Genomic DNA, 26,568 nt, shown 5'->3' with positions numbered 1-26,568 from the left:
CGCTCACCCCGAGGCGGGCTTTTGCTCGGGGTGAGCGGGATCGAGGCTGAAGACCGTGCCGTCCGGGATGGTCACCAGCAGCGCCCCTGCCTGGAGCAGCACCTCGGGCCCGGCAGTGAGGCCGGACGACACCTTCTCGGCCCGTGGCAGCGTCTCCCACAGCAGCGTGCCCTTGCGCGTGTCGAGGGCGGCTGCGCGGCCGCTGGCACTGGCCAGGTACAGAGCCCCTGTCCGCGGGTCGTACGTGGGCGGGCTCGGTTGTTCCAGGCTGGTCGAGGTCTGCTGCAGCGGCTTGCCCGTGCGGGCCGACACGGCGGTCACCCGGCCACTGGATGCGGCGAACCACAGCGTGCTGTCCACCAGAGTCACCTGTCCCGCGTACTCCTTGGCCAGCTTGGTCGTGCTGCGGGCACCGGTGACCGGATGGATCAACAGGATCCGGTCGTACGGCGCCTCCTCGCCGGCCAGCTCTTCCCCTCGCTCGTTCTCGGTCGACTGCAGGAAGAGCAGCCGGCCGTCGAGGACCCCGAGGAGGCCGGCGCTGTTCGGCGCCGTCAGACGCCGTGCCGAGCCGTCGGTCGGATCCAGCTGCAGGATCCGGTTGTCCTCGCGTTTCATTGTGTCCGGGAGGCACTCCAGATACAGGCCCTCGCCGGCCTCGGTGAACGCGCAGTAGTGGTTCGCGGGCAAAGGTTTCGTCCAGCGCTCGGCGCCGGTACGCGGCGACAGGGCCACCAGCGAGCGGCCGCTCTTGTCCGGCGTCACGACCACGCCGCCGGAGAAGGTCATGTCGACGTAGGACTCAGTCACCCTGCGGCTCCAGAGCCGCTCACCGGTCTCGGCGTCGAGGGCGATGATGTCGGTCGGGTCGGTCTCGGTGGATTCGCCGATGATCTGCTGCTGCACCAGGAACACGCCGTCCCGTACGGCGAGGGGGGAAGCGGAGTACATCGCGCTGTCGGTGCCGGAGGGCGCGATGCCGGCGCGCCAGACGGTCTTGCCGGTCCGGCCGTCCAGGCGTACGGGAAGGACTCCTTCACCCCCGCAGTAGACGGCGTCCTCGTGCACCAGACACTCGGGCCCGCCCTCCGTCCCGCCGTGCACGCTCATGGCCTTCTTCGCGCCTCGCGGGGCGCTCTCGTACACCGTTGTCTGCCACGGCTTCCAGCCGTCGGGTAGCGCCGCCCACCGGGAGGACGGGCTCGCCGCCCCCTGGCCGTCCGCCTGCCCCGGCCCGATGAGCAGATAGGCCGTCAGCCCGAGGACCAGCGCGCCGACCGTGCCGGTCGCGGCCCACAGCGGGTGGATACGGCTCCGCAGGCCGGGCCGGCCGTCACGGCCCGAGTCGGCCACCGTCCCGGGGCGGATCTCCGCCACCGCCTGTGCGGCCCGGCCCAGTGTCACGGTGGGCAGGTCGCCCGCGTCCCCCTCGGGCAGGGCCCTCGCGAACTCCCATGCCAACGCGTCGAGTCCGGGCCGTTCCGCCTCGTCCTTGACCAGGCAGCGCTCCAGGATCGTGCGCAGCGGCCCGCCCACCCCGTCCAGCACAGGCTCGTCGTGGACCACCCGGTACGCCGTCAGATAAGGGCTGTCGGTGTCGAACGGGCCCCGCCCGGTCACCGCGTACACCAGCAGCGCCCCGAGCGAGAACACGTCCGAGGCCGGACCGACCGTGCGGGCGTCGGTGAACTGCTCCGGGGACATGAACGGCGGGGTGCCGATCATCTGGCCGGTCTCGGTCAGGGTCTGGTTCTCCGCCGCGCGGGAGATGCCGAAGTCGATGACCCGGGGGCCGTCCTCGGCCATCATGACGTTCGCCGGCTTCAGGTCGCGGTGCACGACCCCGGCCCGGTGGATGTCGCGCAGCGCCTCCACCAGACCGAGCGCCAACTGCCGCAGCTCGGCGTCCCGGAGCGGGCCGCGGTCCTGGATCCGTTGCGCGAGCGAGCGGCCGGACACGTACTGGGTCGCCATCCACGGCCGCGCCGCCTCCGGGTCGGCGTCCACGACTGGTGCGGTGAAGGCGCCGCTCACCTTGCGGACCGCCTCGATCTCCTGCCGGAACCGGGCCCTGAAGACGCCGTCCGCGGCGTACTGGGCGTGCACCACCTTGACGGCGACCTCGCGCCCCGAACGCGCTCTGCCCCGGTAGACGACCCCCATGCCCCCGGCTCCGAGCCGGTCGACCAGCTTGTATCCGCCGACCGACTTCGGGTCGTCCCTGTGCAGTGGCACCGCCCGAATCCCCTTCCCCCATAAAGCAGTTCGAGCCCACAGGATACGTAACGGCACACGACGGCGGCCGGGCACCGAACCATTTGGGTTCGGGGCCCGGCCGCCCTGGATCAGGCTGTGCGGGTCAGACCGTCACACGCCCGCGGGCTCCGGCTCCGACTGCGCAGGCGCCTCCGCCTTCTTCGCCCGCTTGGCCTCCCGCTTCTTCGCCCGCCGCTCCTTGCGGAGTTCGACCATCGCGTAGAGCGTCGGGACGAGGAGGAGGGTGAGGAGTGTCGACGTGATCAGGCCGCCGATGACCACCACGGCCAGGGGCTGGGCGATGAAGCCGCCCTCGCCCGTGATGCCCAGCGCCATGGGGAGGAGGGCGAAGATCGTCGCCAGTGCCGTCATCAGGATCGGGCGCAGGCGGTGGCGGCCGCCTTCCAGTACGGCCTCGACCACTCCGTAACCCTGCCTGCGGTACTGGTTGATCAGGTCGATCAGCACGATCGCGTTCGTGACCACGATGCCTATGAGCATCAGCATGCCGATCATCGCCGGTACGCCCATCGGGGTGCCCGTGGCGACCAGCAGGCCGATCGCGCCCGTCGCCGCGAACGGGATCGACACCAGCAGGATCAGCGGCTGGATGAGGGACCGGAAGGTCGCCACCAGCAGCATGAAGACGATCGCGATCGCCGCGAGCATCGCCAGGCCGAGGGATCCGAACGCCTCGTCCTGGTCCTGCGAGACACCGCCGATCTCCGCCGTCGCCCCGTCCGGGAGCTTCAGCGCGTCGAGCTTCGTGGTGAGATCCGCGCTCACCGCACCGGTGTTCTCGCCCGTCGGCTTCGCCGTGATCGTCGCCGCCCGCTGCCCGTCGATCCTGGTCATCGAGACCGGGCCGTCGACCAGCTCCACCGTGGCGATGTCACCGAGCTCCACACCGGGCCCCAGCTGGAGCTTCTTCAGCTCGTCCAGCGTCCGGGCTGGCTTCGCCGACTTGATGACCACGTCCCGCTCGGTGTCGTCCAGAATCGCCTTGCCGCTGGTGGTGCCGCGCACCGCCTGGCCGACGGCGGCGCCGAGCGTCGTGTCGTCGAACCCGGCCGCCGCGGCCTTGTCATTGGCCTTGACGGAGATCCGCGGTACGGACTGGGCGAGGTCGCTCGTCACGTCCGTGACGTCGTCGAGCCCGGCGACCGCGTCCCGGACCTCCTCCGCGGCCTCGCGCAGCACCTCGGCGTCGGCGGACTTGACGACCACACTCAGCTCCTGGGCGCCGAAGCCGTCCCCGGCCGAGATCGTCGTCGTACCGATCCCGGAGAGCTTGCCGAGTCCCTCCTCGATCCGGTCCTGGACATCGTCGTACGAGGCCGAGTCCGCGACCTTAACCGTGTACGAGGCCTGGTTGGTGTCCGTGCCCCCGCCGAACGCGGCCAGGAAGCCGGAGGAGCCGACCGTGACCTGGTAGTCCTCGACGCCCTTCACACCGTCGAGCAGCTGCTCGACCTTCTTGGCCTGGGCGTCGGTCGCGGCCAGGCTGGTGCCGGGCTTCAACTCCTGCTTGACGGTGAGGACTTCCTGCTCGCCCTGGTCGAAGAAGTTCGTCTTCAGCAGCGGCGCCATGGCGAACGTACCGATGAGGACGACCACCGCGATGGCCACGCTGGTCAGGCGGCGCCGGGTGGCGAACCGCAGGACAGGGACGTACGAGCGCTGGAGGCGGCTGCGGGCCTCCTTCTCCTCGGCCTTGCGGCGCGCCTCGTCGGCGTCCGCGGGCGTGCCCTTGGGGGCGCGCAGGAACCAGTACGAGAGCACCGGTACGACCGTCAGCGAGACGAGCAGCGAGGCCAGCAGCGCCGCCGTCACCGTCAGGCTGAAGGAGCCGAACAGTTCGCCCACCATGCCGCCGGTCAGGCCGATGGGGAGGAAGACGGCGACCGTCGTGAGAGTGGAGGACGTGACCGCGCCCGCTACCTCCCGTACCGCCTTGAGGATCGCCTCCTGGCGCTCCTCGCCGTAACCAAGGTGGCGCTTGATGTTCTCCAGGACCACGATCGAGTCGTCGACGACGCGGCCGATCGCGATGGTCAGCGCGCCGAGGGTGAGCATGTTGAGCGACAGGTCGCGGGTCCACAGGACGATCAGCGCGAGGACCACCGACAGCGGGATCGACACCGCCGTGACGAGGGTCGAGCGGATCGAGGCCAGGAAGACCAGGATGATCACGACCGCGAAGAGCAGGCCGAGCGCGCCCTCGGTCGTCAGGCCCGAGATGGACTTGGAGACCGCCGGACCCTGGTCGCTGACGACGGTCAGCGTCGCACCGGAGCCGAGGTCCTTGCGCAGGTCGGGCAGCTTGTCCTGGACCGCGTCGGAGATGGCGACCGCGCTGCCGTCGTGGTCCATCGTCAGCGAGACGGAGAGGCTGGGCCTGCCGTCGGTGCGGGTGATGGACTCCGCCGTGGCGGGCTGCTCCTCGACCGCGGCGATGTCACCGAGGCGTACGGGCTTCTCGACGCCCTCGCCGGTGACCATCAGGTCCTGGATCTGCTTCAGCGAGGTGAAGCCGCCGCCGACCTGGACGGTGCGGTTGCTGCCGTTCTCGTCGAAGGAGCCGGCCGGTACGGTCGCGCCGCCCGCCTGAAGGGCCTGGCCGAGGACGGGCGGGGTGACCCCGGCGCGCGCCATCTTCGCGTCATCGGGCGTGACCGTGACCTGGAGATCCCGTACGCCGTCGACCGTGACCTGGCCGACGCCGTCGATGTCGCGCAGCTCGGGCACGACGGTGCGGTCGAGCTGGTCCGAGAGGGCCTGCTGGTCCTTGTCGGAGGTGACGGCGAGCACCACGGTCGGGATGTCGTCCGTGGAACCGGCGACGACCTGCGGGTCCACGTCGTCCGGGAGCTGGACGCGGGCCCGGTTGACGGCCTGCTGGACATCGGCGACGAGCTGCTCGGTGTCATTGCCGTAGTCGAAGGACGCCATGATCAGGGCGTTGCCCTCGCTGGCGGTGGAGGTGACGCCCGAGATGCCGTCGACCCCTTCGAGGTTGTCCTCGATGGGCTCGACGACCTGCTTCTCGACCACGTCGGGGGACGCGCCCTGGTACGGCGCAAGCACCGACACCATGGGCAGTTCGATGGTGGGCAGCAACTGCTGCTTGAGCTGCGGGATCGCGATCGCTCCGAAAGCTAGCGCGACGATCGACATCAGCCCTATGAGGGCCCGTTGTGCGAGGCTGAACCTGGACAGCCAGGACATGGGTGGCGGATCTCTCTTCTGTGGCTGGGTGTGCCGGAGCGGCTGGAGGGGCACATGTGAGCGCCCGCCCCTACACCCTGAGCCATCGGCGAAGGCCGATCCGTCGCCCCTGAGTCCATTTCCTTATCCGGCTCATACTGCGGGCGCAGTACGCCCGGCCGGAGCTCACTCCACCCTTGGACGTACCAGCCCCGACTCGTACGCGATGACGACCAGTTGAGCCCGGTCACGCGCGCCCAGTTTGGCCATGGCACGGTTGACGTGCGTCTTCACCGTCAGCGGGCTGACCTCGAGCCGCTCGGCGATCTCGTCGTTCGAGTGCCCGCCCGCGACCTGGACGAGGACCTCTCGCTCCCGCCCGGTCAGCGCGTCGAGACGCTCGGTGCGGGCGGGATCCCTGTCGTCGTCGCCCTGCGCGAGGAACCTGGCGATCAGCCCCTTCGTGGCCGCCGGCGACAGCAGCGCCTCGCCGCCCGCCGCGATCCGGATGGCGCTCAGCAGTTCCTCGGGCTCCGAGCCCTTGCCGAGGAAGCCGGAGGCCCCGGCCCGCAGCGACTGCACCACGTACTCGTCGACCTCGAAGGTCGTCAGCATGACCACGCGTACGTGCGTGAGGCCCGGGTCGGCGCTGATCAGCCGGGTGGCGGCGAGACCGTCCGTACCGGGCATGCGGATGTCCATCAGGACGACGTCGGCCCGCTCCTCGCGCGCCAGCCGCACCGCCTCCGCGCCGTCCGAGGCCTCCGCGACGACCTCCATGTCGGGCTCGGAGTCGACCAGCACGCGAAACGCGCTCCGCAGCAGTGCCTGGTCGTCGGCGAGCAGGACGCGGATGGTCATGCGGGGTCCCCCGTGGGTGCCGTTTTCGTGGATGTCGTCTTCGTGGGTGCGGTTTTCGTGGGTGCCGCGCTCGGCGATGTCTGGGTCGTCGATGCCTGAGTCGCCGATGCCTGGGTGGGCGATGCCGTGTTCCCGGTGCGGTTCTTGACCGGCAGGATCGCATGGACCCGGAAGCCGCCTCCGTAGCGGGGTCCGGCGGTGCAGCTGCCGCCGAGCGCGGTGACCCGCTCACGCATGCCGAGCAGCCCGTGCCCGCCGTTCTCGTCCTGCCGGGCCTCCACATCGTCGCCGGGCCCGTTGTCGAGGACGGTGATCTCCACATTCGGCCCCACGCGTACGACGCTGACCTCGGCCTTCGCCTCCGTACCCGCGTGCTTCTGCACATTGGTGAGGGCTTCCTGGATGACGCGGTACGCGGCCAGGTCGACGGCGGCGGGCAGGGCGGTGCCGTGGTCGGTGTGGGCCACCTCGACGGGCAGGCCCGCACTGCGGAAGGTGCCGACGAGTTCGTCGAGGCGGTGCAGTCCCGGGGCCGGTTCGGTGGGCGCCTCCGGGTCACCGGACTGCCTCAACAGGCCGACGGTGGCGCGGAGTTCGTTGAGCGCGGAGCGGCTGGCCTCTCGGACGTGGGCGAGGGCTTCCTTGGCCTGGTCGGGCCGCTTGTCCATGACGTGCGCGGCGACTCCGGCCTGCACGTTGACCAGCGCGATGTGGTGGGCGACGACGTCGTGCAGGTCCCGGGCGATCCGCAGCCGCTCCTCGGCCACGCGGCGGCGGGCCTCCTCCTCGCGGGTGCGCTCGGCGCGTTCGGCGCGCTCTCTTATGGCGTGCACGAAGGCGCGGCGGCTGCGTACCGCGTCGCCCGCGGCGGCGGCCATGCCGGTCCAGGCGAAGATGCCGAGGTTCTCCTGCTCGTACCAGGGCATGGAGCCCGCGAGCATCGCGACGCCCGTCAGAACGGTCATGGTGAGCAGTCCGACCCGCCAGGTGGTGGGCCGGTCGGTCGTCGACGCGACCGTGTAGAGGGCGATCACGGCGGACATCGCCACCGGGGTCCGCGGGTCGCCGGTGACGAACTCCAGCAGGGAGAGGGCGCTCGTCACGGCGAGGACCGGCATGGGGCCGCGGCGGCGGAAGACCAGGGCGACGGCGCCCAGCGTCATCAGGGTGAGGCCGAGCGCGTCGGGTGCGCGCGTGCCCCAGGTTTTCCCGCCGTGGCCGTCCGGGGCGACGAACGACGCGATGATCATGCACAGCAGTACGGCTGCCGCCAGCGCTCCGTCCACCACCAGCGGATGTGCCCGCAGCCGGTCCCGGGTGCGCTCGATTGTGCTCACGCTTGGCTCCGCCGGTTGGGCCGTATTTTGGCTGCGGGTCGTCTGTGGCTGGTCGCGCAGTTCCCCGCGCCCCTTACGGGGCACCGTACAGCGGTCGCCCGCCTTCAAAGGTGCCGGAGTTCTCAGTCAGCCCGGAATCAAGCCGTCCTCGCTCAGCATCTCCCGGACCTCCTCCAGCGTTGCGTCCGGGGACGGGAGGATGAGTTCCGATGGTTCGAGGGCGTCGTCGGGCAGTGGCGTGCCCATGCGGCGTACCGCGTCGAGGAGTGCTCCCAGCGTGCGCCGGAAGCCCTCCTCGTCGCCGGACTCCATCTCCGCGAGGAGCTCGTCGTCCAGTTTGTTCAGCTCGGTGAAGTGGGCGTTGTCCAGCTTCACCTGTCCCTCTCCCATGATCCGTACGATCACGACGCCCTCCTAAGGCGTGGGACTACTGCTTGTCGAAGCGCGGAGTGTCCTTCGGCTGGTCCTGGGACTGAGTCTGGCCCTGACCGCCCTCGATCGCCTGCTGGGACGAGGAGGAACCGCCGGCCAGCTCGGCCTTCATGCGCTGCAGCTCCAGCTCCACGTCCGTGCCACCGGAGAGCCGGTCCAGCTCGCTCTGGATGTCGTCCTTGGCCAGTCCGGACGAGTCGTCGAGGGCGCCGGAGGCGAGCAGCTCGTCGATGGCGCCGGCCCGGGCCTGCAGCTGCGCCGTCTTGTCCTCGGCACGCTGTATGGCCATGCCGACGTCGCCCATCTCCTCGGAGATCCCGGAGAAGGCCTCGCCGATCCGGGTCTGCGCCTGGGCGGCGGTGTACGTGGCCTTGATGGTCTCCTTCTTCGTACGGAAGGCGTCGACCTTGGCCTGCAACCGCTGGGCGGCGAGCGTGAGCTTCTCCTCCTCTCCCTGGAGGGTCTGGTGCTGCGTCTCCAGGTCCGTGACCTGCTGCTGGAGCGCGGCACGGCGCGACAGCGCCTCACGGGCCAGGTCCTCACGGCCGAGGGCGAGCGCCTTGCGGCCCTGGTCCTCCAGCTTCGAGGACTGGCTCTGGAGCTGGTTGAGCTGCAACTCCAGGCGCTTGCGGGACGTCGCCACATCGGCGACTCCGCGGCGCACCTTCTGCAGCAGCTCCAGCTGCTTCTGGTACGAGTAGTCGAGGGTTTCGCGCGGGTCCTCGGCCCGATCAAGGGCCTTGTTCGCCTTCGCGCGGAAGATCATCCCCATACGCTTCATGACACCGCTCATGGGCTTCGCGCGCCCCCTTCTGACGGACTCCAGCTCCAGCGACTGCAACAGAACCCACGGTACGGGCTCTGCATCCATTACCGCACTGTTCGGGGACGGATGCGCTCATCCCCAAGGACGACTGTGGTCGGCACCGCTCCGGCGTAGGGAGTAGGTGCCTCCCAGGGTTAGGTACGGGACAACTTCGGGATTACCTCAGGCCCACCCCGGGCGAACCGAAGGCAACACCCCTTTTGCCCCTCCCCACTGTCCTCCTACAGACGACCGGTGTTGCCGGATCGTTCCCCACTCGGCTGTGGTCCATGCGCGGGTACCCCTTACCCTTGGGTTTTGTGTTCCGTAGCCGTGCCAAAGAAGAGAAGGCCCTTGCCGACAAGGCGACGGTGACCGACTCCAATCAGCCCCGTGATCCGCAGGCCCCCAAGGGGCGCCCCACGCCGAAGCGCAGTGAGGCCCAGCCCCGACGGCGGAGCGTCGCGCATACGCCGACGAACCGCAAAGAGGCGGCCAAGCGGCAGCGCGAAGACCGCCGCGCCGCGCTCGCGAAACAGCGCGAGGCGCTGGCCAGCGGTGACGAGCGTTATCTGCCCGCCCGTGACAAGGGGCGGGTGCGGAAGTTCGCGCGTGACTTCATCGACTCGCGGTTCTGCATCGCCGAGTTCTTCCTGCCGCTGGCTGTGATCATCCTCGTACTGAGCATGGTCCAGATCGCGCAGTTGCAGAACGTCGCGCTGCTGCTGTGGCTCTTCGTGATCGTGCTGATCGTGGTCGACTCGATCGGCATCGTGATCCGCCTGAAGAAGCAGCTGAACGAGCGCTACCCCGACGAGCCCAAGCGTGGCGCGGCCGCCTATGCGCTGATGCGCAGCCTCCAGATGCGTCGCCTCCGGCTGCCGAAGCCGCAGGTCAAGCGCGGAGAGCGGCCCTGAGCGCGGCATCTTTCACGGGTGGTGCGGCGGACGCCTGGCTCAGCAAGCTGGGCGGGCTGCGTGATGTCGTACGCCAGGAGCTGGTGACCCGGCAGCTGGACGAGCAGATAGCCGGGCGGTTCCCGGTGGGGCAGCGGCTGCGCGTCCTCGACGTGGGCATGGGCCAGGGCACGCAGGCGCTGCGCCTGGCGCGGGCCGGGCACAAGGTCACCGGCCTCGAGCAGGACCCGAAGATGGTCGCCGCGGCCCGCGAGGCGCTCGCCGCCGAACCCGAGGGGATCAGGAGCCGGGTGCGGCTCTTCGAGGGGGACGGGCGGGACACCGGCGTCCACTTCCTGCCCGGCAGTTTCGATGTGGTGCTGTGCCACGGCGTGCTGATGTACGTCGAGGATCCCGACGCGCTGGTCGCCGGTCTTGCCCGCATGCTGGCCCCCGGCGGGCTGCTGTCGCTGCTCGTACGGAACGGGGACGCGCTGGCGATGCGGCCGGGCCTTTCGGGTGACTGGGCCGGCGCCCTGGCCTCGTTCGACGGCAGCGCGTACACGAATCGGCTCGGCCTCGACGTACGCGCGGACCGGCTCGACGCGCTCACCGGCACGCTCGCCGGGATCGGGGCGCCGCTGCACGCCTGGTACGGCGTGCGGGTCTTCACGGACCTGGCCGCGGACGACGCGGCGGTTCCGGACGACGTGGACGTGCTGCTGGCCGCCGAGGAGCGGGCCGGGCGGACGGATCCGTATCGGGCGGTGGCGGCGCTGCTGCACCTGTGCGGGGTGCGCGGCTGAGTCCTGCGTCAGCCAGCCGCGCACCGCGCCTCCTACGAGGCCTTACGAGCTACGAGGTTTTACGAGTCCTGCGAGGCTTCCGCGTGCAGGCTCATCGGGCCGTAGATCTCCGTGGCGTCCTCGAACAGCCGTACCTGGTCCGCTCCCCCTTCGGCCAGCGCCTTCCAGTACTCACCGAGCCAGGATTCGGCGTCCCCCTGCGTGGTGAACTCCTCGGGCTGTACCGCGGGCTGGACCTCCGTCCCGTCGGACTTCTCGAACCGCCACGTCCATGCCGCCATGTCGCCTCCCAAGTACCGAGCAAGATCCGGTTGCCTTGCTGAAGCCTAGGCGCTCCGCTTGGGGTGCGGTGTTCAAAGGGGCAGGTCGGGGAGTGTTGTGTGGTGGGTGCGGGTCGTGTGTGGCTGGTCGCGCAGTTCCCCGCGCCCCTTACGGGGCGCCTGTCGTGGGCCCGGATGCACGGCTGAAGGGGCGCCCCCTGTCGCGTAACGGAGTGCCCCCTGTCGCGCACGAGCTGAGTTGAGGCGGAAAAATCGGTTCCGTGGACATCACTCTGCTCGGGACCGGTGCTCCCGATGGCCTGCCTCGTCCCGGCTGTCCCTGTGCGGCCTGTGCGGTCGCGCTCGGGGCGTATGCGCGGGCGGCGACCGCGGTTCTTGTGGACGGCACGTTGTTGCTCGACCTCACTCCCGGGGCGGCGTTCGCGGCTGCTCGGGTGGGGCGGTCCCTGGGCGGTGTGCGGCAGGTGTTGTTGTCGCATCCCCATGACGGGCCCGCGGTGGAGGTGCCGGCCGGGTTGCCGCAGCCCGGACGGGTGCCGGACGGGCGGGAGCTGGCGCTGCTGACCGGGCATCGGGTGCGGGCTGTGCCGCTGGACGCGCCGGGGACGGGGTACGCGGTGAGCGGGCCGGACGGGCAGCGGCTGCTGTATCTGCCGCCGGGCGCGGCGCCCTCGGGGCTCGACGGGACGGACGGAACGTACGGGACCGGCGGGCCGGGCGGGAGCGGCGAGGCGTACGACATGGTGGTCGCCGATGTTCTGGGGCGGCCGGACGCGCTGGCCCGGTTGCGCGCGGTCGGGGCCGTCGGGCCCACGACGGACGTGATCGCGGTGCATGTCGGCCACGACGTGCCGCCGGGCCCCGAACTGCGGCGGCGGCTCGCGGCGGCGGGGGCGCGGGCGGTGCCGGACGGGACGACGCTGATCGTGGGGGTGTACGAGGACGTGCCCGACGTACCGCGCCGGACCCTGGTGCTCGGCGGGGCGCGGTCCGGGAAGTCGGTGGAGGCGGAGCGGCGGCTCGAGGCCTTCCCGGATGTGCTGTACGTGGCGACGGGTGGTGCCCGCAACGGGGACAGCGAATGGGCCGCCCGGGTGAGCGCCCATCGCGAGCGGCGCCCCGGTTCCTGGCGTACCGCCGAGACCTGCGACCTCGTACCCCTCCTGAAGGAGGACGGGCCGCCGCTGCTGATCGACTGTCTGTCGCTGTGGCTGACGGACGCGATGGACGCCGTCGACGCCTGGGACGACGACGAGTGGGCCGGCGGTGGCGAACAGGCGCTGCGGGCCCGGGTCGAGGAGCTGACGGCCGCCGTCCGGGAGACCCGGCGTACCCTCGTCGCCGTCTCCAACGAGGTCGGCTCCGGCATCGTCCCCGCCACCCCCTCCGGCCGCCGCTACCGCGATGAACTGGGCCGCCTGAACGCGGCGTTCGCGTCCGAGTGCGAGCACGTGCTGCTGGTGGTGGCGGGGCAGGCGCTGTCGCTGCGGGGGTGAGGGGCCGGGGAGTGGACCGGCTCCGGGCCGCGGAGCGGCACGAGGCTCAGCCGACATACTCCGCTCAGGCCGACATACCCCTGCGTGCGATCACCCGGTACGAGTTCGAGAAGCGGGTGCGGCGCAGCAGCGGGGCCAGGGCCTGGTCCAGGGCGAACGCGGCGGCGAACAGAGGCGTACAGAACCGGGCACCCGACAGGCGGAGCGCGAGCGCGCCGGTGAGGTCGTACGGGATGTGCGGTTCGCGGCGGTCGGTGGAGACGACCGTGCAGCCGAGTGCGTCGAGTTCGCCGAGGAGGTTGCGCAGCGGCATGAGGTGCAGGTGCCGCGGCTGGCCGTACGGCAGCCACCACTTGCCGAGCAGCGCGCCGAACGCGCAGTCGGGGTCCGGGACCTCGACCAGCAGATGTCCGCCGGGGCGCAGCACGGCGAGCGCGGCGCGCAGCTCCTCGCGCGGGTCGGGGCTGTATTCGAGGTGGCGGAAGAGGCTCACTACGTCGTAGCGGGCGCGCAGCCGCTCGACGAGGTCGGGCAGCCGGCCGCGGTACGCCTCCTCGATCCGGCCCGCCACCCGCGCCCTTTCGACCCGCGGGGTGGGGTCGGTCCCGTCGAAGGCCGTGTACGGGTGCACCTCCCTGGCGACGGCCGGGAAACGGCCGTACCCGGTGCCGACGTCCAGCCAGCTCTCGGGCTCGGGATACGGGAGCATCGCGCGAGCCGCCGCCTCGTGGCTTCTGCGGCCTCCCCTGGTGCGGAGGAGTCGCGCGGGCAGGGTGTCGTCGCGGAAGTCCCGGTGGTGGAAGGCCAGGCCCTCGGCGGTGAGGCGGGGGTTCTGGAAGGCGTGCGCGCAGTCCTCGCACTCGTCGACGACGAAGGTGCCGGGCATGCGCTGGAGCAGGTCCGGGGTACGCAGCCGGGTGCGCAGCCGCCGCGAACCGCACCAGGGGCAGTCGGGTCTGCGCGGTTCGTGGAACTGGTCGGTCTCCAGGGCGAGTTCGACGCGATACGCGGCGCGACGCGCGGCCACGGTCTGCGGTGTGGGTGTGGGTGTGGGTGTGAGTGTGGGGGACATGGGGGGCTCCTGCCAGGGACGGTGCAGTACGAGACGGTGCAGTACGAGACGGTGCAAGCAGTACGACTCGAGAGGACCCGGTACGACAATCCACTGCAAACCGGAACGTATGGGATCACGATCTTGGATGCAATGAAGCTGCCGGTACTGTTCGGCGAATGAGCTCGCTTAATCTCGACGACTTCTCCGATCTGATCGAGCGCCCCGACGGTGGCGTGCGCCGTGATGCCGAGGCGCGCCGGGAGCGGCAGGTCGTGCCGCCCGGGTCCCTCGGGCGCCTCGACGAACTCGGTGAGTGGCTGGCGGCCGCGCAGTCGGCCGTGCCGGTGCGGGCGATCGAGCGTCCGCGTGTGGTGGTGTTCGCGGGTGACCACGGGGTTGCCGAACTCGGTGTCTCGGCACGGCCGTTGGGCAGCGCCGACCAGCTGGTGCGCGCCCTGCTCGACGGCGAGAGCCCCGCGGCGGTGCTCGCCCGGCGGCTCGGCGTGCCCGTCCGCGTGGTCGACATGGCGCTCGACTGCGAGCCGGAGACGCTGCCCGACGAGGTCGGGCGCCATCGGGTGCGGCGTGGCTCCGGACGGATCGACGTGGAGGACGCGCTGTCCGTCGAGGAGGCGGAGGCGGCGTTCCGCGCGGGGGTCGCCGTCGCGGACGAGGAGGCGGACTCCGGGACCGATCTGGTCGTACTGGGGGATGTGAGCGTCGGCGGGACGACGGCCGCGGCGGTACTGATCGCCGCGCTGTGCGGGACCGATGCGTCCGTGGTCACCGGGCGTGGCGGGCGCGCGATCGACGACCTGGCCTGGATGCGCAAGTGCGCGGCCGTACGGGACGCGTTGCGGCGCGCCCGGCCCGTACTCGGGGACCAGTTGCAACTGCTCGCGACGGTGGGCGGGGCGGACCTCGCCGCGATGACCGGCTTTCTGCTGCAGAGCGCGGTACGCAAGACGCCGGTGATCCTCGACGGTGTCGTGTCCGCCGCGTGCGCCCTGGTCGGGCAGCGGGTCGCCTTCCGCGCTCCCGACTGGTGGCTCGCGGGCCAGAACAGCGGGGAGCCCGCCCAGGCGAAGGCCCTCGACCGCATGGCCCTTGAGCCGCTGCTCGACCACGGGGTCACGGTCGGCGAGGGTACGGGGGCGCTGCTCGCTCTGCCCTTGGTCCAGGCCGCGGCTGCGCTGGCCGCTGAGCTTCCGGAGATGGCGGAGCCGGAGGAGGCGAAGGACGCGGAGGACGCGGAGGAGGAGTCCACGAGCCTTGAGCCGCAGGGCTCGGAGAGTGCGTGAGCGCTCCGCTGGGTGAGGTGGTTTCGAAGCTGCGGGTTCGTTGTGGCTGGTCGCGCCCACGCGGCGGAGCCGCAAATTGACACAGCCCCGCGCCCCTGAAGGGCGCTGCGGAGCCGCAAGTTGATACAGCCCGGCGCCCCTAGGAGGCCTGCGGCCTCCCTAAGAGCGCGGGGCCGGGTCCGGTCTGCCGCCGATCAAGTCCTCCAGTCGGCGGCGGGGGCCCGCCCAGCGGCGGTCGTGGCGGTATGCGCGCAGGCTTGACCTGGCGCGGGCGCGCGGGCGGCGGCGGTAGAAGCGTTTGGCCCACGGGGAGCCGGGGCGGGCGAGGCGGACTGCGCCGATCAGGGCGATGAGCGGGACGATCACGCCGAAGATCGCGAGACGTGCCTTGCCCTTGCTGAGGGCGAGCAGTGCGATGAGGAAGTTCCCCACCATGCTGCTGATGAGGGCGCCGCGGTCCTGCAGTTCCTCCTCGCTGAGGTCGTTGACCCCGAACGGCACGAAGCCGAGGAGGAGCAGGCCCCCCAGCGCCGCCGTGATCGCCACGACCTCGACGCTCTTGCGGCCCTCCTCGGTCCAGTACACGTCGTCGAGGTGCAGGATCAGCGCGAACTCGTCGAGCACCAGGCCCGTGCCCATCCCGAAGAGCACCGCGCACACCATCGAGCCGACGCCGTGCCCTCCGCCGGCCACCCCGCCGAAGCCGCCGACGACGGTGAGGATCACTCCTGGGACGACGTGGTGGACGTGCACGCCGCCGGGCGTGACGTTGCGGAAGGGGCCCTTGCCCGCGCGGATGAGCCGGGTGATGACCCGCGTGCTCGCGAACGTCAGCACGAACGAGGCGAGCGCCAGCAGCAGCGGCAGCTTCCCCGGCTCGACGATGTTCTGATACCACCAGTCGCCCATGGACCCATCCTGCGACCGGATCCGGCCCGCCGCCTGCCGTGCCGTACCCTGCGCCCGTGTCCGAGTCGGAGAACAAACCCGAGAACAAACCCGCAAACAAACCGGGGAACGAGCCAGGGGACGAGCCCGCGTCCGACACGTCCAAGGCCCCCTGGCAGGACGGTCTCCGCTTCGCCTTCGGCACCCTCACCGTGTTCCCCGTGACGGTGTCCCGCTGGGACCGCGAGGCCGCCCGCGCGGGCATGCTCTGCGCGCCCGTCGCGGGTCTGGCCGTCGGCCTGTGCGCGGCCGCGACGGGCGGGCTGTTCCTGCTTCTGGGTGCCGGCGCGCTGCTCACCGCCGTGGTCACCGCCGCGATACCCGCCGTCCTCACGCGCGGACTCCATCTCGACGGGCTCGCCGACACCGCGGACGGCCTCGGCAGCGGCAGGCCCGCCGAGGACGCGCTGCGCATCATGAAGCAGTCGGACATCGGCCCGTTCGGGGTCATCACCCTGCTCTTCGTGCTGCTCGCCCAGGTCGCGGCGCTCTCCCAGGCGTACGGGTCCTCCTGGGCCCGTGGCATGTTCGCGGCCGTCGTCTCGGCGACCGCCGCCCGGCTCGCGCTCACCCTTGCCGCCCGTGCGGGGGTGCCGCCGGCCCGCCCCGAGGGCCTGGGCGCCGCGGTCGCGGGCACGGTCCCCGTTCGTGCCGCACTCATCACGGCGGCCGTCGTCACGGGCGCGGGCGCGCTCTTCGGGGCGTACGACGGGACGTACGGCATCGTCCGCGGCGCGATCGCCGTGCTCGCCGCCTGCGCGGCGGCCGAACTCCTGCTGCGGCACTGCGTCCGCCGGTTCGGCGGCGTCACGGGCGATGTGTTCGGCGGGCTTGCGGAGACGGCGGCGACGATTTCGTTGGTCGTTCTGGCCCTGGGCTGAAGGCAGACCCAATAATCTGCATAACCTGCCGAACGGACAACTGCACCGGACAACTGATGATGCTCGGGGGACAATTGTGCCGAAATCTCGTCGCGCCTTAGCCTGGCTGATCGACTTCGCGCTGGTGCTCGCACTCGCCACCGCGCTCGCCGTGTTCACCTTCAACCGGATCTCCGCGCTCGTGACGGATCTGCCCGACCTCGCGACGGCGAGCGGCTGGGAGATCCTCACCTCGCGCGGCGAACTCGTCGAGGCCTCCGAGGACTTGGGGCTCTCGCTGTGGAACAAGGCCGTGCTGTACGTGGAGCAGGCCTTCGGGCTGCTGGTGCTCGCCACCTTCCTCTACCAGTGGGTGACGCTCGCCTTCTCCAAGCGCACCCTCGGCAAGGCCCTGCTGGGTCTGAAGGTCGCCGAGTGCCCGCCGCACCGGGCCGCCGTGCGCGCGGCCGTGACGACCACGGCCGACGTCGGCCTGTTCGCGCTGGCGTGCTGTCTGCTGGTCGAGGGCTGGTTCGTGGTCTCGTTCCTGTGCTGGGCCGTCGCCGTGGCCGCCTTCCTCCTGAACGCCCTGCCCGTCCTGTCTCCGACCCGCCGCTCCCTCGCGGACCGCGTCGCCGGGACGTCGGTCACGGGTTTCCGGCTCGCACCGCCGCCGCCTCCCGCGCCCATGCCCTCCTGGTAGGACGCCCCCGATGAACGGCCGCGGAGTGAGCGAAACCCGCCACCGCGCGTAGGCTCATGTCCGATACCCCTCCGGTCCGGTCCAGCCTGCCGATCCGCCGTCTTCTAGGCTCCTTCGTCGGGCCCGGCCGAGCCACCCTTCTCGGCCACAGCAACTCAATGGAAGCGAGATTTCACCACCGTGACTGCTCTCACTCTCAGCACCGCCGCAGCGCCCGGCCTGCGGGCCGACGCGATCGTCGTCGGTGTCGCCAAGGGCGGCTCCGCCAAGTCCGGTGACCTGGTTGTCGCGCCGGGCGCCGAGGCCGTGGACAAGGCGTACGACGGCGGGCTCGCCGGCGTTCTGGAGACCCTCGGCGCCTCCGGTGGCGAGGGCGAGGTGACGAAGTTGCCGGCGCCGTCCGGCTTCAAGGCACCGGTCGTGCTGGCGGTCGGTCTCGGTGCGCAGCCCGACAAGGGCGCCTCGTTCGACACGGAGACGCTGCGCCGCGCCGCCGGTGCCGCCGCCCGCGCGCTCGCCGGCTCGAAGAAGGCCGCGTTCGCCCTGCCGGTCGCCGACGCCGCCGACGCGGGCGCCATCGGTGAGGGCGCGCTGCTCGGCGCGTACGCCTTCGACACGTACAAGGAGAACGGCAGGAACGGCAAGAAGGACGGGAAGAACGGCAAGCCCCCGCTCGCCGAGGTCGCCCTCCTCGGCGGCAAGCCCCGCGACAAGGCGTACAAGGCGGCCGTCGAGCGTGCCGTCGCCGTGTCCGAGGAGCTCAACCGCGCCCGTGACCTCGTCAACACCCCGCCGAACGACCTGAACCCCGAGGCCTTCGCCGCCGTCGCGCAGACCGCGGCCAAGGAGCACGGCATCAAGGTGCAGGTGCTCGACGAGAAGGCGCTGGAGAAGGGCGGATACGGGGGCATCCTCGGCGTCGGCGCCGGATCCGCGTCCGCTCCCCGCCTCGTGAAGCTGTCGTACACCTCCTCCAAGGCGAAGAAGCACCTGGCCTTCGTCGGCAAGGGCATCACGTACGACTCGGGCGGCATCTCGCTCAAGCCGGCCGGGCACAACGAGACGATGAAGTGCGACATGAGCGGCGCCGCCGCCGTGTTCGCCGCGGTGGTCGCCGCCGCTCGGCTGGGTCTCGAGGTCAACGTGACCGGCTGGCTCGCCCTGGCCGAGAACATGCCCTCGGGCTCCGCCACCCGCCCGGGTGACGTGCTGCGCATGTACAGCGGCAAGACCGTCGAGGTCCTCAACACCGACGCCGAGGGCCGCCTCGTGCTGGCCGACGCGCTGTGGAAGGCGTCCGAGGACAAGCCGGACGCGATCGTGGACGTGGCGACGCTGACCGGTGCGATGGTTCTCGCTCTGGGCAACCGCACCTTCGGGGTGATGGCCAACGACGACGCGTTCCGCACCGCGGTCGTCGAGGCCGCGGAGGAGGCCGGTGAGCCGTCCTGGCCGATGCCGCTGCCGGATCACCTGAAGAAGGGGATGGACTCCCCCACCGCCGATATCGCCAACATGGGTGAGCGGATGGGTGGTGGGCTGGTCGCCGGGCTGTTCCTGAAGGAGTTCGTGGGCGAGGGGATCACATGGGCCCACCTCGACATCGCGGGCCCGGCCTTCAACGAGTCCGGTCCCTTCGGCTACACGCCGAAGGGTGGTACGGGTTCGGCGGTGCGCACGTTGGTGCGGGTTGCCGAGCTGGCGGCTTCGGGGGATTTGGGCGCCAAATAGCCGCCCAGTAGCTCGGTTCGTTCTGTCGTACGGCGAGTGCGGGCCGTCTGTGGCTGATCGCGCAGTTCCCCGCGCCCCTTCGGGGCTCGGGGGACGGCAGTGCGACGTCTCACACAGCGGCCCGGCGTCCATGTTCCCGCAGACAAGTGCGAAGATGGGTTCTCGGCAGGACAGGGCCCCACCACAGGGCCGAAGAAAGAGCGGCCGGACACCAGCCGCCGCCCGGTCGGGAGACCGGCGTACGGCGCACATGCATGGAGGACGTGACGTGGCGAACGACGCCAGCACCGTTTTCGACCTAGTGATCCTCGGCGGCGGTAGCGGCGGCTATGCCGCGGCCCTGCGCGGAGCGCAGTTGGGCCTTGACGTCGCCCTGATCGAGAAGAACAAGCTCGGCGGCACCTGCCTGCACAACGGCTGCATCCCCACGAAGGCCCTGCTGCACGCCGGCGAGATCGCCGACCAGGCACGCGAGGCCGACCAGTTCGGTGTCCTGACGACCTTCCAGGGCATCGACATCAACGCCGTCCACAAGTACAAGGACGATGTGATCGCCGGCCTCTACAAGGGTCTGCAGGGTCTCGTCGCCTCCCGCAAGGTGACGTACATCGAGGGCGAGGGCCGGCTGTCCTCCCCCACCTCCGTCGACGTGAACGGACAGCGCGTCCAGGGCCGTCACGTCCTTCTGGCGACCGGCTCCGTGCCGAAGTCGCTGCCGGGCCTCGACATCGACGGCAACCGCATCATCTCCTCGGACCACGCGCTGACGCTGGACCGCGTCCCGCAGTCCGCGATCATCCTCGGCGGCGGCGTCATCGGCGTCGAGTTCGCCTCCGCCTGGAAGTCCTTCGGTACGGACGTCACGGTCATCGAGGGTCTGAAGCACCTCGTGCCGGTCGAGGACGAGAACAGCTCGAAGCTTCTTGAGCGCGCCTTCCGCAAGCGCGGCATCAAGTTCAACCTCGGCACCTTCTTCGAGAAGGCCGAGTACACGCAGGACGGCGTCCGTGTGACCCTCGCCGACGGCAAGACCTTCGAGTCCGAGGTGCTGCTGGTCGCCATCGGCCGCGGCCCGGTCTCCGCCGGCCTCGGCTACGAGGAGCAGGGCGTCGCGATGGACCGCGGCTACGTCCTGGTCGACGAGTACATGCGGACGAACGTGCCGACCATCTCGGCCGTCGGTGACCTGGTCCCGACGCTCCAGCTCGCGCACGTCGGCTTCGCCGAGGGCATCCTGGTGGCGGAGCGTCTCGCCGGTCTGAAGACCGTGCCGATCGACTACGACGGCGTGCCCCGGGTGACGTACTGCCACCCCGAGGTCGCCTCCGTCGGTATCACCGAGGCCAAGGCCAAGGAGATCTACGGCGCGGACAAGGTCGTCGCTCTGAAGTACAACCTCGCGGGCAACGGAAAGAGCAAGATCCTCAAGACCGCGGGCGAGATCAAGCTCGTCCAGGTCAAGGACGGTGCCGTCGTCGGCGTCCACATGGTCGGCGACCGTATGGGCGAGCAGGTCGGCGAGGCTCAGCTGATCTACAACTGGGAGGCGCTGCCCGCCGAGGTCGCGCAGCTCATCCACGCCCACCCGACCCAGAACGAGGCGCTGGGCGAGGCCCACCTGGCCCTGGCCGGCAAGCCGCTGCACTCGCACGACTGACCGACCCTCGGTCGAAACAGATCGCCGCGACGACACAGACTTCCGCAATTCGTAAGGAGCAACAGAAACCATGGCGGTTTCCGTAACCCTTCCGGCGCTCGGCGAGAGCGTCACCGAGGGCACTGTCACCCGCTGGCTGAAGGCCGAGGGCGAGCGCGTCGAGGCCGACGAGCCGCTGCTGGAGGTGTCGACCGACAAGGTCGACACCGAGATCCCCTCGCCCGCCGCCGGCGTACTGGCGTCCATCAAGGTCGCCGAGGACGAGACGGTGGAGGTCGGCGCCGAGCTGGCCGTCATCGACGACGGCACGGGCGCGCCCGCTGCCGCCCCGGCCCCGGCCGCCGCCGAGGCCCCCGCGGCTCCGGCTCCCACCCCCGAGGCCGCTCCGGCCGCTCAGACCCCGGCGGCTCCGTCCACCGAGGCCGCCGCTCCGGCGCCGGCCCCGACGGCCGAGGCAGCCACCGGCGGAGGTACCGCCGAGGGCACCGACGTGGTCCTTCCGGCGCTGGGCGAGTCCGTCACCGAGGGCACCGTCACGCGCTGGCTCAAGGAGGTCGGCGAGAACGTCGAGGCCGACGAGCCGCTGCTCGAGGTCTCCACGGACAAGGTCGACACCGAGATCCCGGCGCCCACCTCCGGTGTGCTTCTGGAGATCACCGTCGCCGAGGACGAGACGGCCGAGGTCGGCGCCAAGCTCGCCGTCATCGGCGCCCCGGGCGCGGCTCCGGCCGCCGCTCCGGCCCCGGCTCAGCCCGCTCCGGCCGCTGCCGCCCCGGCTCCGGCCCAGCCCGCGGCTCCGGCGGCGCCCCCCGCTCCGCCTGCCCCTGCGGCTCCGGCTGCTCCGGCGGCGCCCGCCGCTGCGGCTCCGGCTCCGGCTCAGCCCGCGGCTCCGGCCGCGCCCGCTCCCGTCACCCCGGCTCCGGCGGCTCCGGCCGCCGCTCAGCCCACCGACGAGGGCGCGTACGTGACCCCGCTGGTGCGCAAGCTCGCCGCCGAGAACGGTGTCGACCTGGCCACCGTCAAGGGCACCGGCGTCGGCGGCCGCATCCGCAAGCAGGACGTCCTCGCCGCCGCCGAGGCCGCGAAGGCCGCCGCCGCTGCTCCGGCTCCGGCCGCTGCCCCGGCCGCCACCGCCGCCACCGCCGCGAAGAAGGCCCCCGTCCTGGAGGCCTCCCCGCTGCGTGGCCAGACCGTCAAGATGCCGCGCATCCGCAAGGTCATCGGCGACAACATGGTCAAGGCCCTGCACGAGCAGGCCCAGCTGTCCTCGGTCGTCGAGGTCGACGTCACGCGGCTGATGAGGCTGCGTGCCAAGGCCAAGGACGCGTTCGCGGCGCGCGAGGGCGTCAAGCTCTCCCCGATGCCGTTCTTCGTGAAGGCGGCGGCCCAGGCGCTGAAGGCCCACGCGCCCGTCAACGCCCGGATCAACGTGGACGAGGGCACGATCACCTACTTCGACACCGAGCACATCGGTATCGCGGTGGACTCCGAGAAGGGCCTGATGACCCCGGTCATCAAGAACGCCGGCAACCTGAACCTCGCCGGTATCGCCAAGGCCACGGCGGAGCTCGCGGGCAAGGTCCGGGCCAACAAGATCACTCCGGACGAGCTGTCCGGCGCGACCTTCACCATCTCCAACACCGGTTCGCGCGGCGCGCTCTTCGACACGATCATCGTGCCGCCGGGTCAGGTCGCGATCCTGGGCATCGGTGCCACGGTCAAGCGTCCGGCCGTCATCGAGACCGACGAGGGTTCCGTCATCGGCGTACGCGACATGACGTACCTGACCCTCTCCTACGACCACCGTCTGGTGGACGGCGCCGACGCCGCCCGCTACCTGACGGCGGTCAAGGCGATCCTGGAGGCGGGCGAGTTCGAGGTCGAGCTCGGCCTGTAGTCCAGCGTCTGTTCTGTACGGTGCCCCGCCCGGGTTTCTCCGGGCGGGGCACCGTCGTATGTTCACAGGGACGCCCGCGCCCTTGCGGAACTGCGCGACCAGCCACAGACAGCCCGCGGCCAAGAAACCGAAGCAACCCCCACGGCACCCAACGGCTCTCCCAGCGGAGCGCCCGTGTAAGCCTTGTCTCACCTGCGCGAAAGCTCCCCCGCACGCCTCTCCCCGACGGGGACTCGGCCTTATTGTCTAGACGTCAGCGCCCCCGGGGCTCTCGTACGCCCCCTTCAAAGGAGCCCTTCATGACCGCGCCCGTCATCCACTCGCTGCGCGAACAGATCCGCGAGCACATCGTGGAGGGGATCGTGAGCGGGCGCTGGAAGCCGGGCGAGCGGATCGTGGAGCGGCGGATCGCGACGGAGCTGGAGGTCAGCCAGACGCCCGTACGGGAGGCGTTGCGGGAGCTGGAGTCGCTGCGGCTGATCGAGTCGGCGCCGAACAAGGGCGTACGCGTACGGAATCTGACCGCCGCCGACCTGGAGGAGAGCTACCCCGTACGAGCCGGTCTCGAGGCGATCGCGGCGGAGCTGGCGGCGGAGCGGCTGGCCGAGGACTGCTCGGCCCTCGAACCGCATGTCGCCGCGCTGTACGAGGCCGACCGGCACGCCGATGGCACGGGCCAGGTCCGCCACACCGTCGCTTTCCACCGCGAAATGGTGCGGGCGGCCGGGAACTCGGTGCTCCTGCACACCTGGGAGGGTCTGGGCATCGAGGTGTTCACGGCCCTGTCGATCCGGTGGCTGGGCACGGTGCAGCAGTCGTACGCGGAGGAGCACGAGGCGCTGGTGGAGGCCTTCCGGCGGCGCGATCCGCTGATCGCGGAGCTGGTCAAGGCGCATGTGCTGGGCTGCGCACCGCGGACGGGTAGCGAGCCGTCGTAGGAGCGACACCCCGCTCAGACGTGCCCTCACCTGCAAAAACCAGGCACCCCGTGCCTGCCGCCAAGGCACCCCGTGCCTACTTTCTCGTGATCAAGAGGTTTTGCCCGTCAACCCTTTGATCGATCATCGATCAGGGAGTTACAGTCACCGACGGGCTGCCACCACAGCCCGCCGCCCTGTCCTGCCAAAGACAAAGGGCACACCTCAACCCCTTACCGATGAGGGAACACCCCTCCGCATCCGGAAGGCGGCGCAATGACCGACCCCACCGCTATCCAGCCGAGCGAGCTCGACCAGCTCCCGGACCGCGACCCCGAGGAGACCGCCGAATGGCAGGCCTCCCTGGACGCCGTCACCAAGGCGGCCGGGCCGCACCGCGCCGCGTACCTGATGCGCCGCACGCTGGAGCGCGCGGAGGCGGGCGGTCTCGCGCTGCCCAAGCTCCTCGAGACCGACTACGTCAACACCATCCCCACCGCCGCCGAGCCCACCGTGGACGGCGACGAGGCGATGGAGCACCGCATCACCGCGTGGAACCGCTGGAACGCGGCCGCGATGGTGACACGCGGTTCGAAACACGGCGTCGGCGGGCACATCGCCACCTTCGCCTCCGCCGCCTGGCTCTACGAGACCGGCTTCAACCACTTCTTCAAGGGCAAGGAGGGTGACGGCTCGGGCGACCAGCTCTACATCCAGGGCCACGCCTCCCCCGGCATCTACGCCCGCGCCTTCCTCGACGGCCGCCTCACCGAGACGCACCTGGACAACTTCCGTCAGGAGGCGGGCGGCAACGGCCTGCCGTCGTACCCGCACCCGCGCCGCCTGCCCTGGCTCTGGGAGTTCCCCACCGTCTCGATGGGCCTCGGCCCGCTCTCCGCGATCTACCAGGCGCGCTTCAACCGCTACCTCACCAGCCGCGGCATCAAGGACGTCTCGCAGTCCCACGTGTGGGCGTTCCTCGGTGACGGCGAGATGGACGAGCCGGAGTCCACGGCCGCACTCTCGCTGGCGTCCCGCGAGGGTCTCGACAACCTGACCTTCGTCATCAACTGCAACCTCCAGCGCCTCGACGGCCCGGTCCGCGCCAACTTCAAGATCGTGCAGGAGCTGGAGGCCCAGTTCCGCGGTGCCGGCTGGAACGTCATCAAGACGCTGTGGGGCACGGCGTGGGACGAGCTGTTCCAGCTCGACACCACGGGCGCGCTCGTACGCCGGCTCCGTGAGGTCCCGGACGCGCAGGTGCAGACGTACCAGACGCGCGACGCCGCCTACATCCGCCAGGACTTCTTCGGCGCCGACCCGGCGCTCGCCGAGATGGCGAAGCTGCTGAGCGACGACAAGATCCTCGAGTGCTTCCACCTGTCCCGCGGTGGTCACGAGGCGCGCAAGGTGTACGCCGCCTACAAGGCCGCCGTCGAGCACAAGGGCGCCCCGACCGTGATCCTCGCCCAGACGGTGAAGGGCTTCACGCTCGGCAAGGGCTTCGCCTCCAAGAACGCCAACCACCAGATGAAGAAGCTGACGGTGGACGAGTTCAAGGAGATGCGTGATCTTCTCGAACTGCCCATCTCCGACAGCCAGTTCGTGGATGGTGTGGTGCCTTACGGCCACCCGGGCGCCGGCTCCCCCGAGGTCCGTTACCTCCAGGAGCGCCGCGCGGCCCTCGGCGGCCCGGCCCCGGCCCGCCGCACGCACGCGCTCGCGCCGCTGCCCGCGCCCGCCGAGAAGGCGTTCACGTCGTTCGACAAGGGCTCCGGCTCGCAGAACGTGGCGACGACCATGGCCTTCGTACGCCTGGTCAAGGACCTGGTCCGCGACAAGCAGACAGGGAAGCGCTGGGTACCGATCGTCCCCGACGAAGCGCGCACCTTCGGCATGGAATCCCTCTTCCCCTCCCTCGGCATCTACTCGCCCAAGGGCCAGACGTACGAGCCGGTCGACCGTGACCAGCTGATGTACTACAAGGAGGCCAAGGACGGGCAGATCCTCAACGAGGGGATCACCGAGGCCGGTTCGATGGCCGACTTCATCGCCGCTTCGACGTCGTACGCGACGCACGGCGAGACGATGATCCCGTTCTACATCTTCTACTCGATGTTCGGCTGGCAGCGCACGGCCGACCAGATGTGGCAGCTCGGCGACCAGCTCGGCCGCGGCTTCCTGATCGGCGCGACGGCCGGCCGTACGACGCTGACGGGCGAGGGCCTGCAGCACGCCGACGGCCACTCGCCCGTCATCGCGGCGACCAACCCTGCGGCGCTGACGTACGACCCGGCGTTCGCGTACGAGGTGGCGGCGATCGTGCGGGACGGTCTGCGCCGTATGTACGGCGAGGCGGCTCCGGGCGAGGACCAGAACGTCTTCTACTACCTCACCGTCTACAACGAGCCGCTGCCGCAGCCCGCGAAGCCGGCGGGCCTCGGCATCGACGAGGGCATCGTCAAGGGCCTCTACCGCTTCAACACAGCGGAGTCGGCGGGCCTTTCCCCGGCCGCCAACGCCCCGCGGATCCAGCTGCTGGGCTCCGGCACGGCGATCCACTGGGTGCTTCAGGCCCAGAAGGCCCTCGCCGAGGAGTGGGGCGTGGCGTCGGACGTCTGGTCGGCGACGTCGTGGACGGAGCTGCGCCGGGACGCCCTGGAGGCCGACGCGGCGCTGCTGCGCGGCGAGGAGCGGGTGCCGTACGTCCGCCAGGCGCTGCACGGTGCCGAGGGGCCGGTGCTCGCGGTCTCCGACTACATGCGTCAGGTCCCGGACCAGATCGCTCAGTGGGTCGAGCAGGACTACTCCTCGCTGGGAGCCGACGGTTTCGGCCTGTCCGACACCCGTGAGGCCGCCCGCCGCCACTTCGGCGTCGACGCGCAGTCGATCGTCGTCGCGGCGCTGGCGCAGCTGGCGCGGCGGGGCGAGGTCAAGGCGTCGGCTGTGAAGGAAGCGCGCGAGCGGTACGGCCTGTGAGGCCGTAGGGGCGGGTTTTCGCCCCCGCCGCCCCTACCCGTTCCCGTCCACTCTCCTGGGGCTCCGCCCCAGACCCCGCCAGGGGGCGTAGCCCCCTGGCCCCCTCTCGGGGCTCCGCCCCGGACCCCGTTTCGGGGGCCAGGG

General features: G+C 70.9%; 20 protein-coding genes. 11 read left to right on the top strand and 9 right to left on the bottom strand.

Going from position 1 to position 26,568, the window contains the following annotated elements; all coding sequences use genetic code 11:
* Positions 1-3: 3 nt before the first annotated feature.
* From G5C60_RS23635 to G5C60_RS23610, 6 genes are all read right to left on the bottom strand, one after another.
* Entirely contained in the window at positions 4-2,235 is a 2,232-nt protein-coding gene (locus G5C60_RS23635; RefSeq protein ID WP_165262546.1) for a protein kinase domain-containing protein, read from the bottom strand.
* A gap of 132 nt (positions 2,236-2,367) precedes the next feature.
* Positions 2,368-5,484 (bottom strand): efflux RND transporter permease subunit, encoded by a 3,117-nt coding sequence (locus tag G5C60_RS23630; RefSeq protein ID WP_165262544.1) that lies wholly within the window; start codon positions 5,482-5,484, stop codon positions 2,368-2,370.
* A gap of 165 nt (positions 5,485-5,649) precedes the next feature.
* Positions 5,650-6,324, bottom strand: coding sequence for a response regulator (locus G5C60_RS23625; RefSeq protein ID WP_165262542.1), 675 nt, complete (start codon positions 6,322-6,324; stop codon positions 5,650-5,652).
* A complete protein-coding gene (locus tag G5C60_RS23620; RefSeq protein WP_165262540.1) occupies positions 6,321-7,661 on the bottom strand; it encodes a histidine kinase in 1,341 nt (446 codons plus the stop codon). Before G5C60_RS23620 ends, G5C60_RS23625 begins: the two co-directional genes overlap by 4 nt.
* Positions 7,662-7,787: 126 nt before the next feature.
* Positions 7,788-8,066 carry a PspA-associated protein PspAA gene (gene pspAA / locus G5C60_RS23615; RefSeq protein ID WP_165262538.1) on the bottom strand — a complete coding sequence of 93 codons (279 nt, stop codon included), beginning with the start codon at positions 8,064-8,066 and terminating at the stop codon, positions 7,788-7,790.
* Positions 8,067-8,088: 22 nt separating this feature from the next.
* Positions 8,089-8,886: a PspA/IM30 family protein gene (locus G5C60_RS23610; protein ID WP_165262536.1), complete on the bottom strand. Its 798-nt coding sequence runs from the start codon at positions 8,884-8,886 to the stop codon at positions 8,089-8,091.
* A 302-nt stretch (positions 8,887-9,188) separates the two neighbouring features.
* On the opposite strand from G5C60_RS23610, the gene G5C60_RS23605 reads away from it, so the two are divergent.
* Both G5C60_RS23605 and G5C60_RS23600 read left to right on the top strand, forming a co-directional pair.
* Complete coding sequence (locus G5C60_RS23605; RefSeq protein ID WP_165262534.1) at positions 9,189-9,815, top strand: DUF3043 domain-containing protein; 627 nt, start codon at positions 9,189-9,191, stop codon at positions 9,813-9,815.
* A gap of 83 nt (positions 9,816-9,898) precedes the next feature.
* Entirely contained in the window at positions 9,899-10,600 is a 702-nt protein-coding gene (locus G5C60_RS23600) for a methyltransferase domain-containing protein (protein WP_165262532.1), read from the top strand.
* 59 nt (positions 10,601-10,659) lie between these two features.
* Here G5C60_RS23600 and G5C60_RS23595 read toward each other — a convergent pair whose 3' ends face one another.
* Entirely contained in the window at positions 10,660-10,881 is a 222-nt protein-coding gene (locus G5C60_RS23595) for a hypothetical protein (protein WP_165262530.1), read from the bottom strand.
* A 260-nt stretch (positions 10,882-11,141) separates the two neighbouring features.
* Here G5C60_RS23595 and G5C60_RS23590 point away from each other — a divergent pair, with 260 nt between their 5' ends.
* On the top strand, positions 11,142-12,377 hold the full coding sequence (locus tag G5C60_RS23590; RefSeq protein WP_165262528.1) for a bifunctional adenosylcobinamide kinase/adenosylcobinamide-phosphate guanylyltransferase: 1,236 nt from the start codon (positions 11,142-11,144) through the stop codon (positions 12,375-12,377).
* Between the two features lie 64 nt (positions 12,378-12,441).
* Here G5C60_RS23590 and G5C60_RS23585 read toward each other — a convergent pair whose 3' ends face one another.
* Positions 12,442-13,449, bottom strand: coding sequence for a class I SAM-dependent methyltransferase (locus tag G5C60_RS23585; protein ID WP_165262526.1), 1,008 nt, complete (start codon positions 13,447-13,449; stop codon positions 12,442-12,444).
* Positions 13,450-13,607: 158 nt separating this feature from the next.
* On the opposite strand from G5C60_RS23585, the gene cobT reads away from it, so the two are divergent.
* Entirely contained in the window at positions 13,608-14,732 is a 1,125-nt protein-coding gene (gene cobT, locus G5C60_RS23580) for a nicotinate-nucleotide--dimethylbenzimidazole phosphoribosyltransferase (protein ID WP_165262524.1), read from the top strand.
* Positions 14,733-14,891: 159 nt separating this feature from the next.
* On the opposite strand, the gene G5C60_RS23575 is transcribed toward cobT, so the two are convergent.
* Positions 14,892-15,641, bottom strand: a complete 750-nt coding sequence (locus tag G5C60_RS23575; protein ID WP_165262522.1) for a hypothetical protein — start codon at positions 15,639-15,641, stop codon at positions 14,892-14,894.
* Between the two features lie 191 nt (positions 15,642-15,832).
* Between G5C60_RS23575 and G5C60_RS23570 the strand changes: the two genes are divergently transcribed.
* The 7 genes from G5C60_RS23570 (at position 15,833) to aceE (ending at position 26,424) form a co-directional block, all read left to right on the top strand.
* Positions 15,833-16,561, top strand: coding sequence for an adenosylcobinamide-GDP ribazoletransferase (locus G5C60_RS23570; RefSeq protein WP_338145901.1), 729 nt, complete (start codon positions 15,833-15,835; stop codon positions 16,559-16,561).
* 76 nt (positions 16,562-16,637) lie between these two features.
* Positions 16,638-17,243 (top strand): RDD family protein, encoded by a 606-nt coding sequence (locus G5C60_RS23565; protein WP_338145899.1) that lies wholly within the window; start codon positions 16,638-16,640, stop codon positions 17,241-17,243.
* A 180-nt stretch (positions 17,244-17,423) separates the two neighbouring features.
* Positions 17,424-18,974, top strand: a complete 1,551-nt coding sequence (locus G5C60_RS23560) for a leucyl aminopeptidase (protein ID WP_165262516.1) — start codon at positions 17,424-17,426, stop codon at positions 18,972-18,974.
* Positions 18,975-19,242: 268 nt separating this feature from the next.
* Positions 19,243-20,631 carry a dihydrolipoyl dehydrogenase gene (gene lpdA, locus G5C60_RS23555; RefSeq protein ID WP_165262514.1) on the top strand — a complete coding sequence of 463 codons (1,389 nt, stop codon included), beginning with the start codon at positions 19,243-19,245 and terminating at the stop codon, positions 20,629-20,631.
* Positions 20,632-20,701: 70 nt separating this feature from the next.
* The gene (gene sucB, locus G5C60_RS23550; protein WP_165262512.1) at positions 20,702-22,528 is read left to right on the top strand and encodes a 2-oxoglutarate dehydrogenase, E2 component, dihydrolipoamide succinyltransferase; all 1,827 of its coding nucleotides are present in this window, start codon (positions 20,702-20,704) and stop codon (positions 22,526-22,528) included.
* Between the two features lie 299 nt (positions 22,529-22,827).
* Positions 22,828-23,466: a GntR family transcriptional regulator gene (locus G5C60_RS23545; protein ID WP_165262510.1), complete on the top strand. Its 639-nt coding sequence runs from the start codon at positions 22,828-22,830 to the stop codon at positions 23,464-23,466.
* Positions 23,467-23,721: 255 nt separating this feature from the next.
* Positions 23,722-26,424, top strand: a complete 2,703-nt coding sequence (gene aceE / locus G5C60_RS23540; protein ID WP_165262508.1) for a pyruvate dehydrogenase (acetyl-transferring), homodimeric type — start codon at positions 23,722-23,724, stop codon at positions 26,422-26,424.
* The last annotated feature ends 144 nt before the right edge of the window (positions 26,425-26,568 follow it).

Origin of the sequence: Streptomyces scabichelini (assembly GCF_011045015.1) — a bacterium.
GTDB lineage: Bacteria > Actinomycetota > Actinomycetes > Streptomycetales > Streptomycetaceae > Streptomyces > Streptomyces scabichelini.
Note: the sequence above shows the minus strand (reverse complement) of the source record. Positions and strands in the feature narration are given on the sequence as shown.

Bases quoted from the DNA above. Each gene is read 5' to 3' on its own strand.
- G5C60_RS23630 (WP_165262544.1), bottom strand. From the start codon at position 5,484: ATGTCCTGGCTGTCCAGGTTCAGCCTCGCACAACGGGCCCTCATAGGG.
- G5C60_RS23625 (WP_165262542.1), bottom strand. From the start codon at position 6,324: ATGACCATCCGCGTCCTGCTCGCCGACGACCAGGCACTGCTGCGGAGC.
- G5C60_RS23610 (WP_165262536.1), bottom strand. From the start codon at position 8,886: ATGAGCGGTGTCATGAAGCGTATGGGGATGATCTTCCGCGCGAAGGCG.
- G5C60_RS23605 (WP_165262534.1), top strand. From the start codon at position 9,189: ATGCGCGGGTACCCCTTACCCTTGGGTTTTGTGTTCCGTAGCCGTGCC.
- G5C60_RS23595 (WP_165262530.1), bottom strand. From the start codon at position 10,881: ATGGCGGCATGGACGTGGCGGTTCGAGAAGTCCGACGGGACGGAGGTC.
- G5C60_RS23585 (WP_165262526.1), bottom strand. From the start codon at position 13,449: ATGTCCCCCACACTCACACCCACACCCACACCCACACCGCAGACCGTG.
- cobT (WP_165262524.1), top strand. From the start codon at position 13,608: ATGAGCTCGCTTAATCTCGACGACTTCTCCGATCTGATCGAGCGCCCC.
- G5C60_RS23575 (WP_165262522.1), bottom strand. From the start codon at position 15,641: ATGGGCGACTGGTGGTATCAGAACATCGTCGAGCCGGGGAAGCTGCCG.
- sucB (WP_165262512.1), top strand. From the start codon at position 20,702: ATGGCGGTTTCCGTAACCCTTCCGGCGCTCGGCGAGAGCGTCACCGAG.
- G5C60_RS23545 (WP_165262510.1), top strand. From the start codon at position 22,828: ATGACCGCGCCCGTCATCCACTCGCTGCGCGAACAGATCCGCGAGCAC.
- aceE (WP_165262508.1), top strand. From the start codon at position 23,722: ATGACCGACCCCACCGCTATCCAGCCGAGCGAGCTCGACCAGCTCCCG.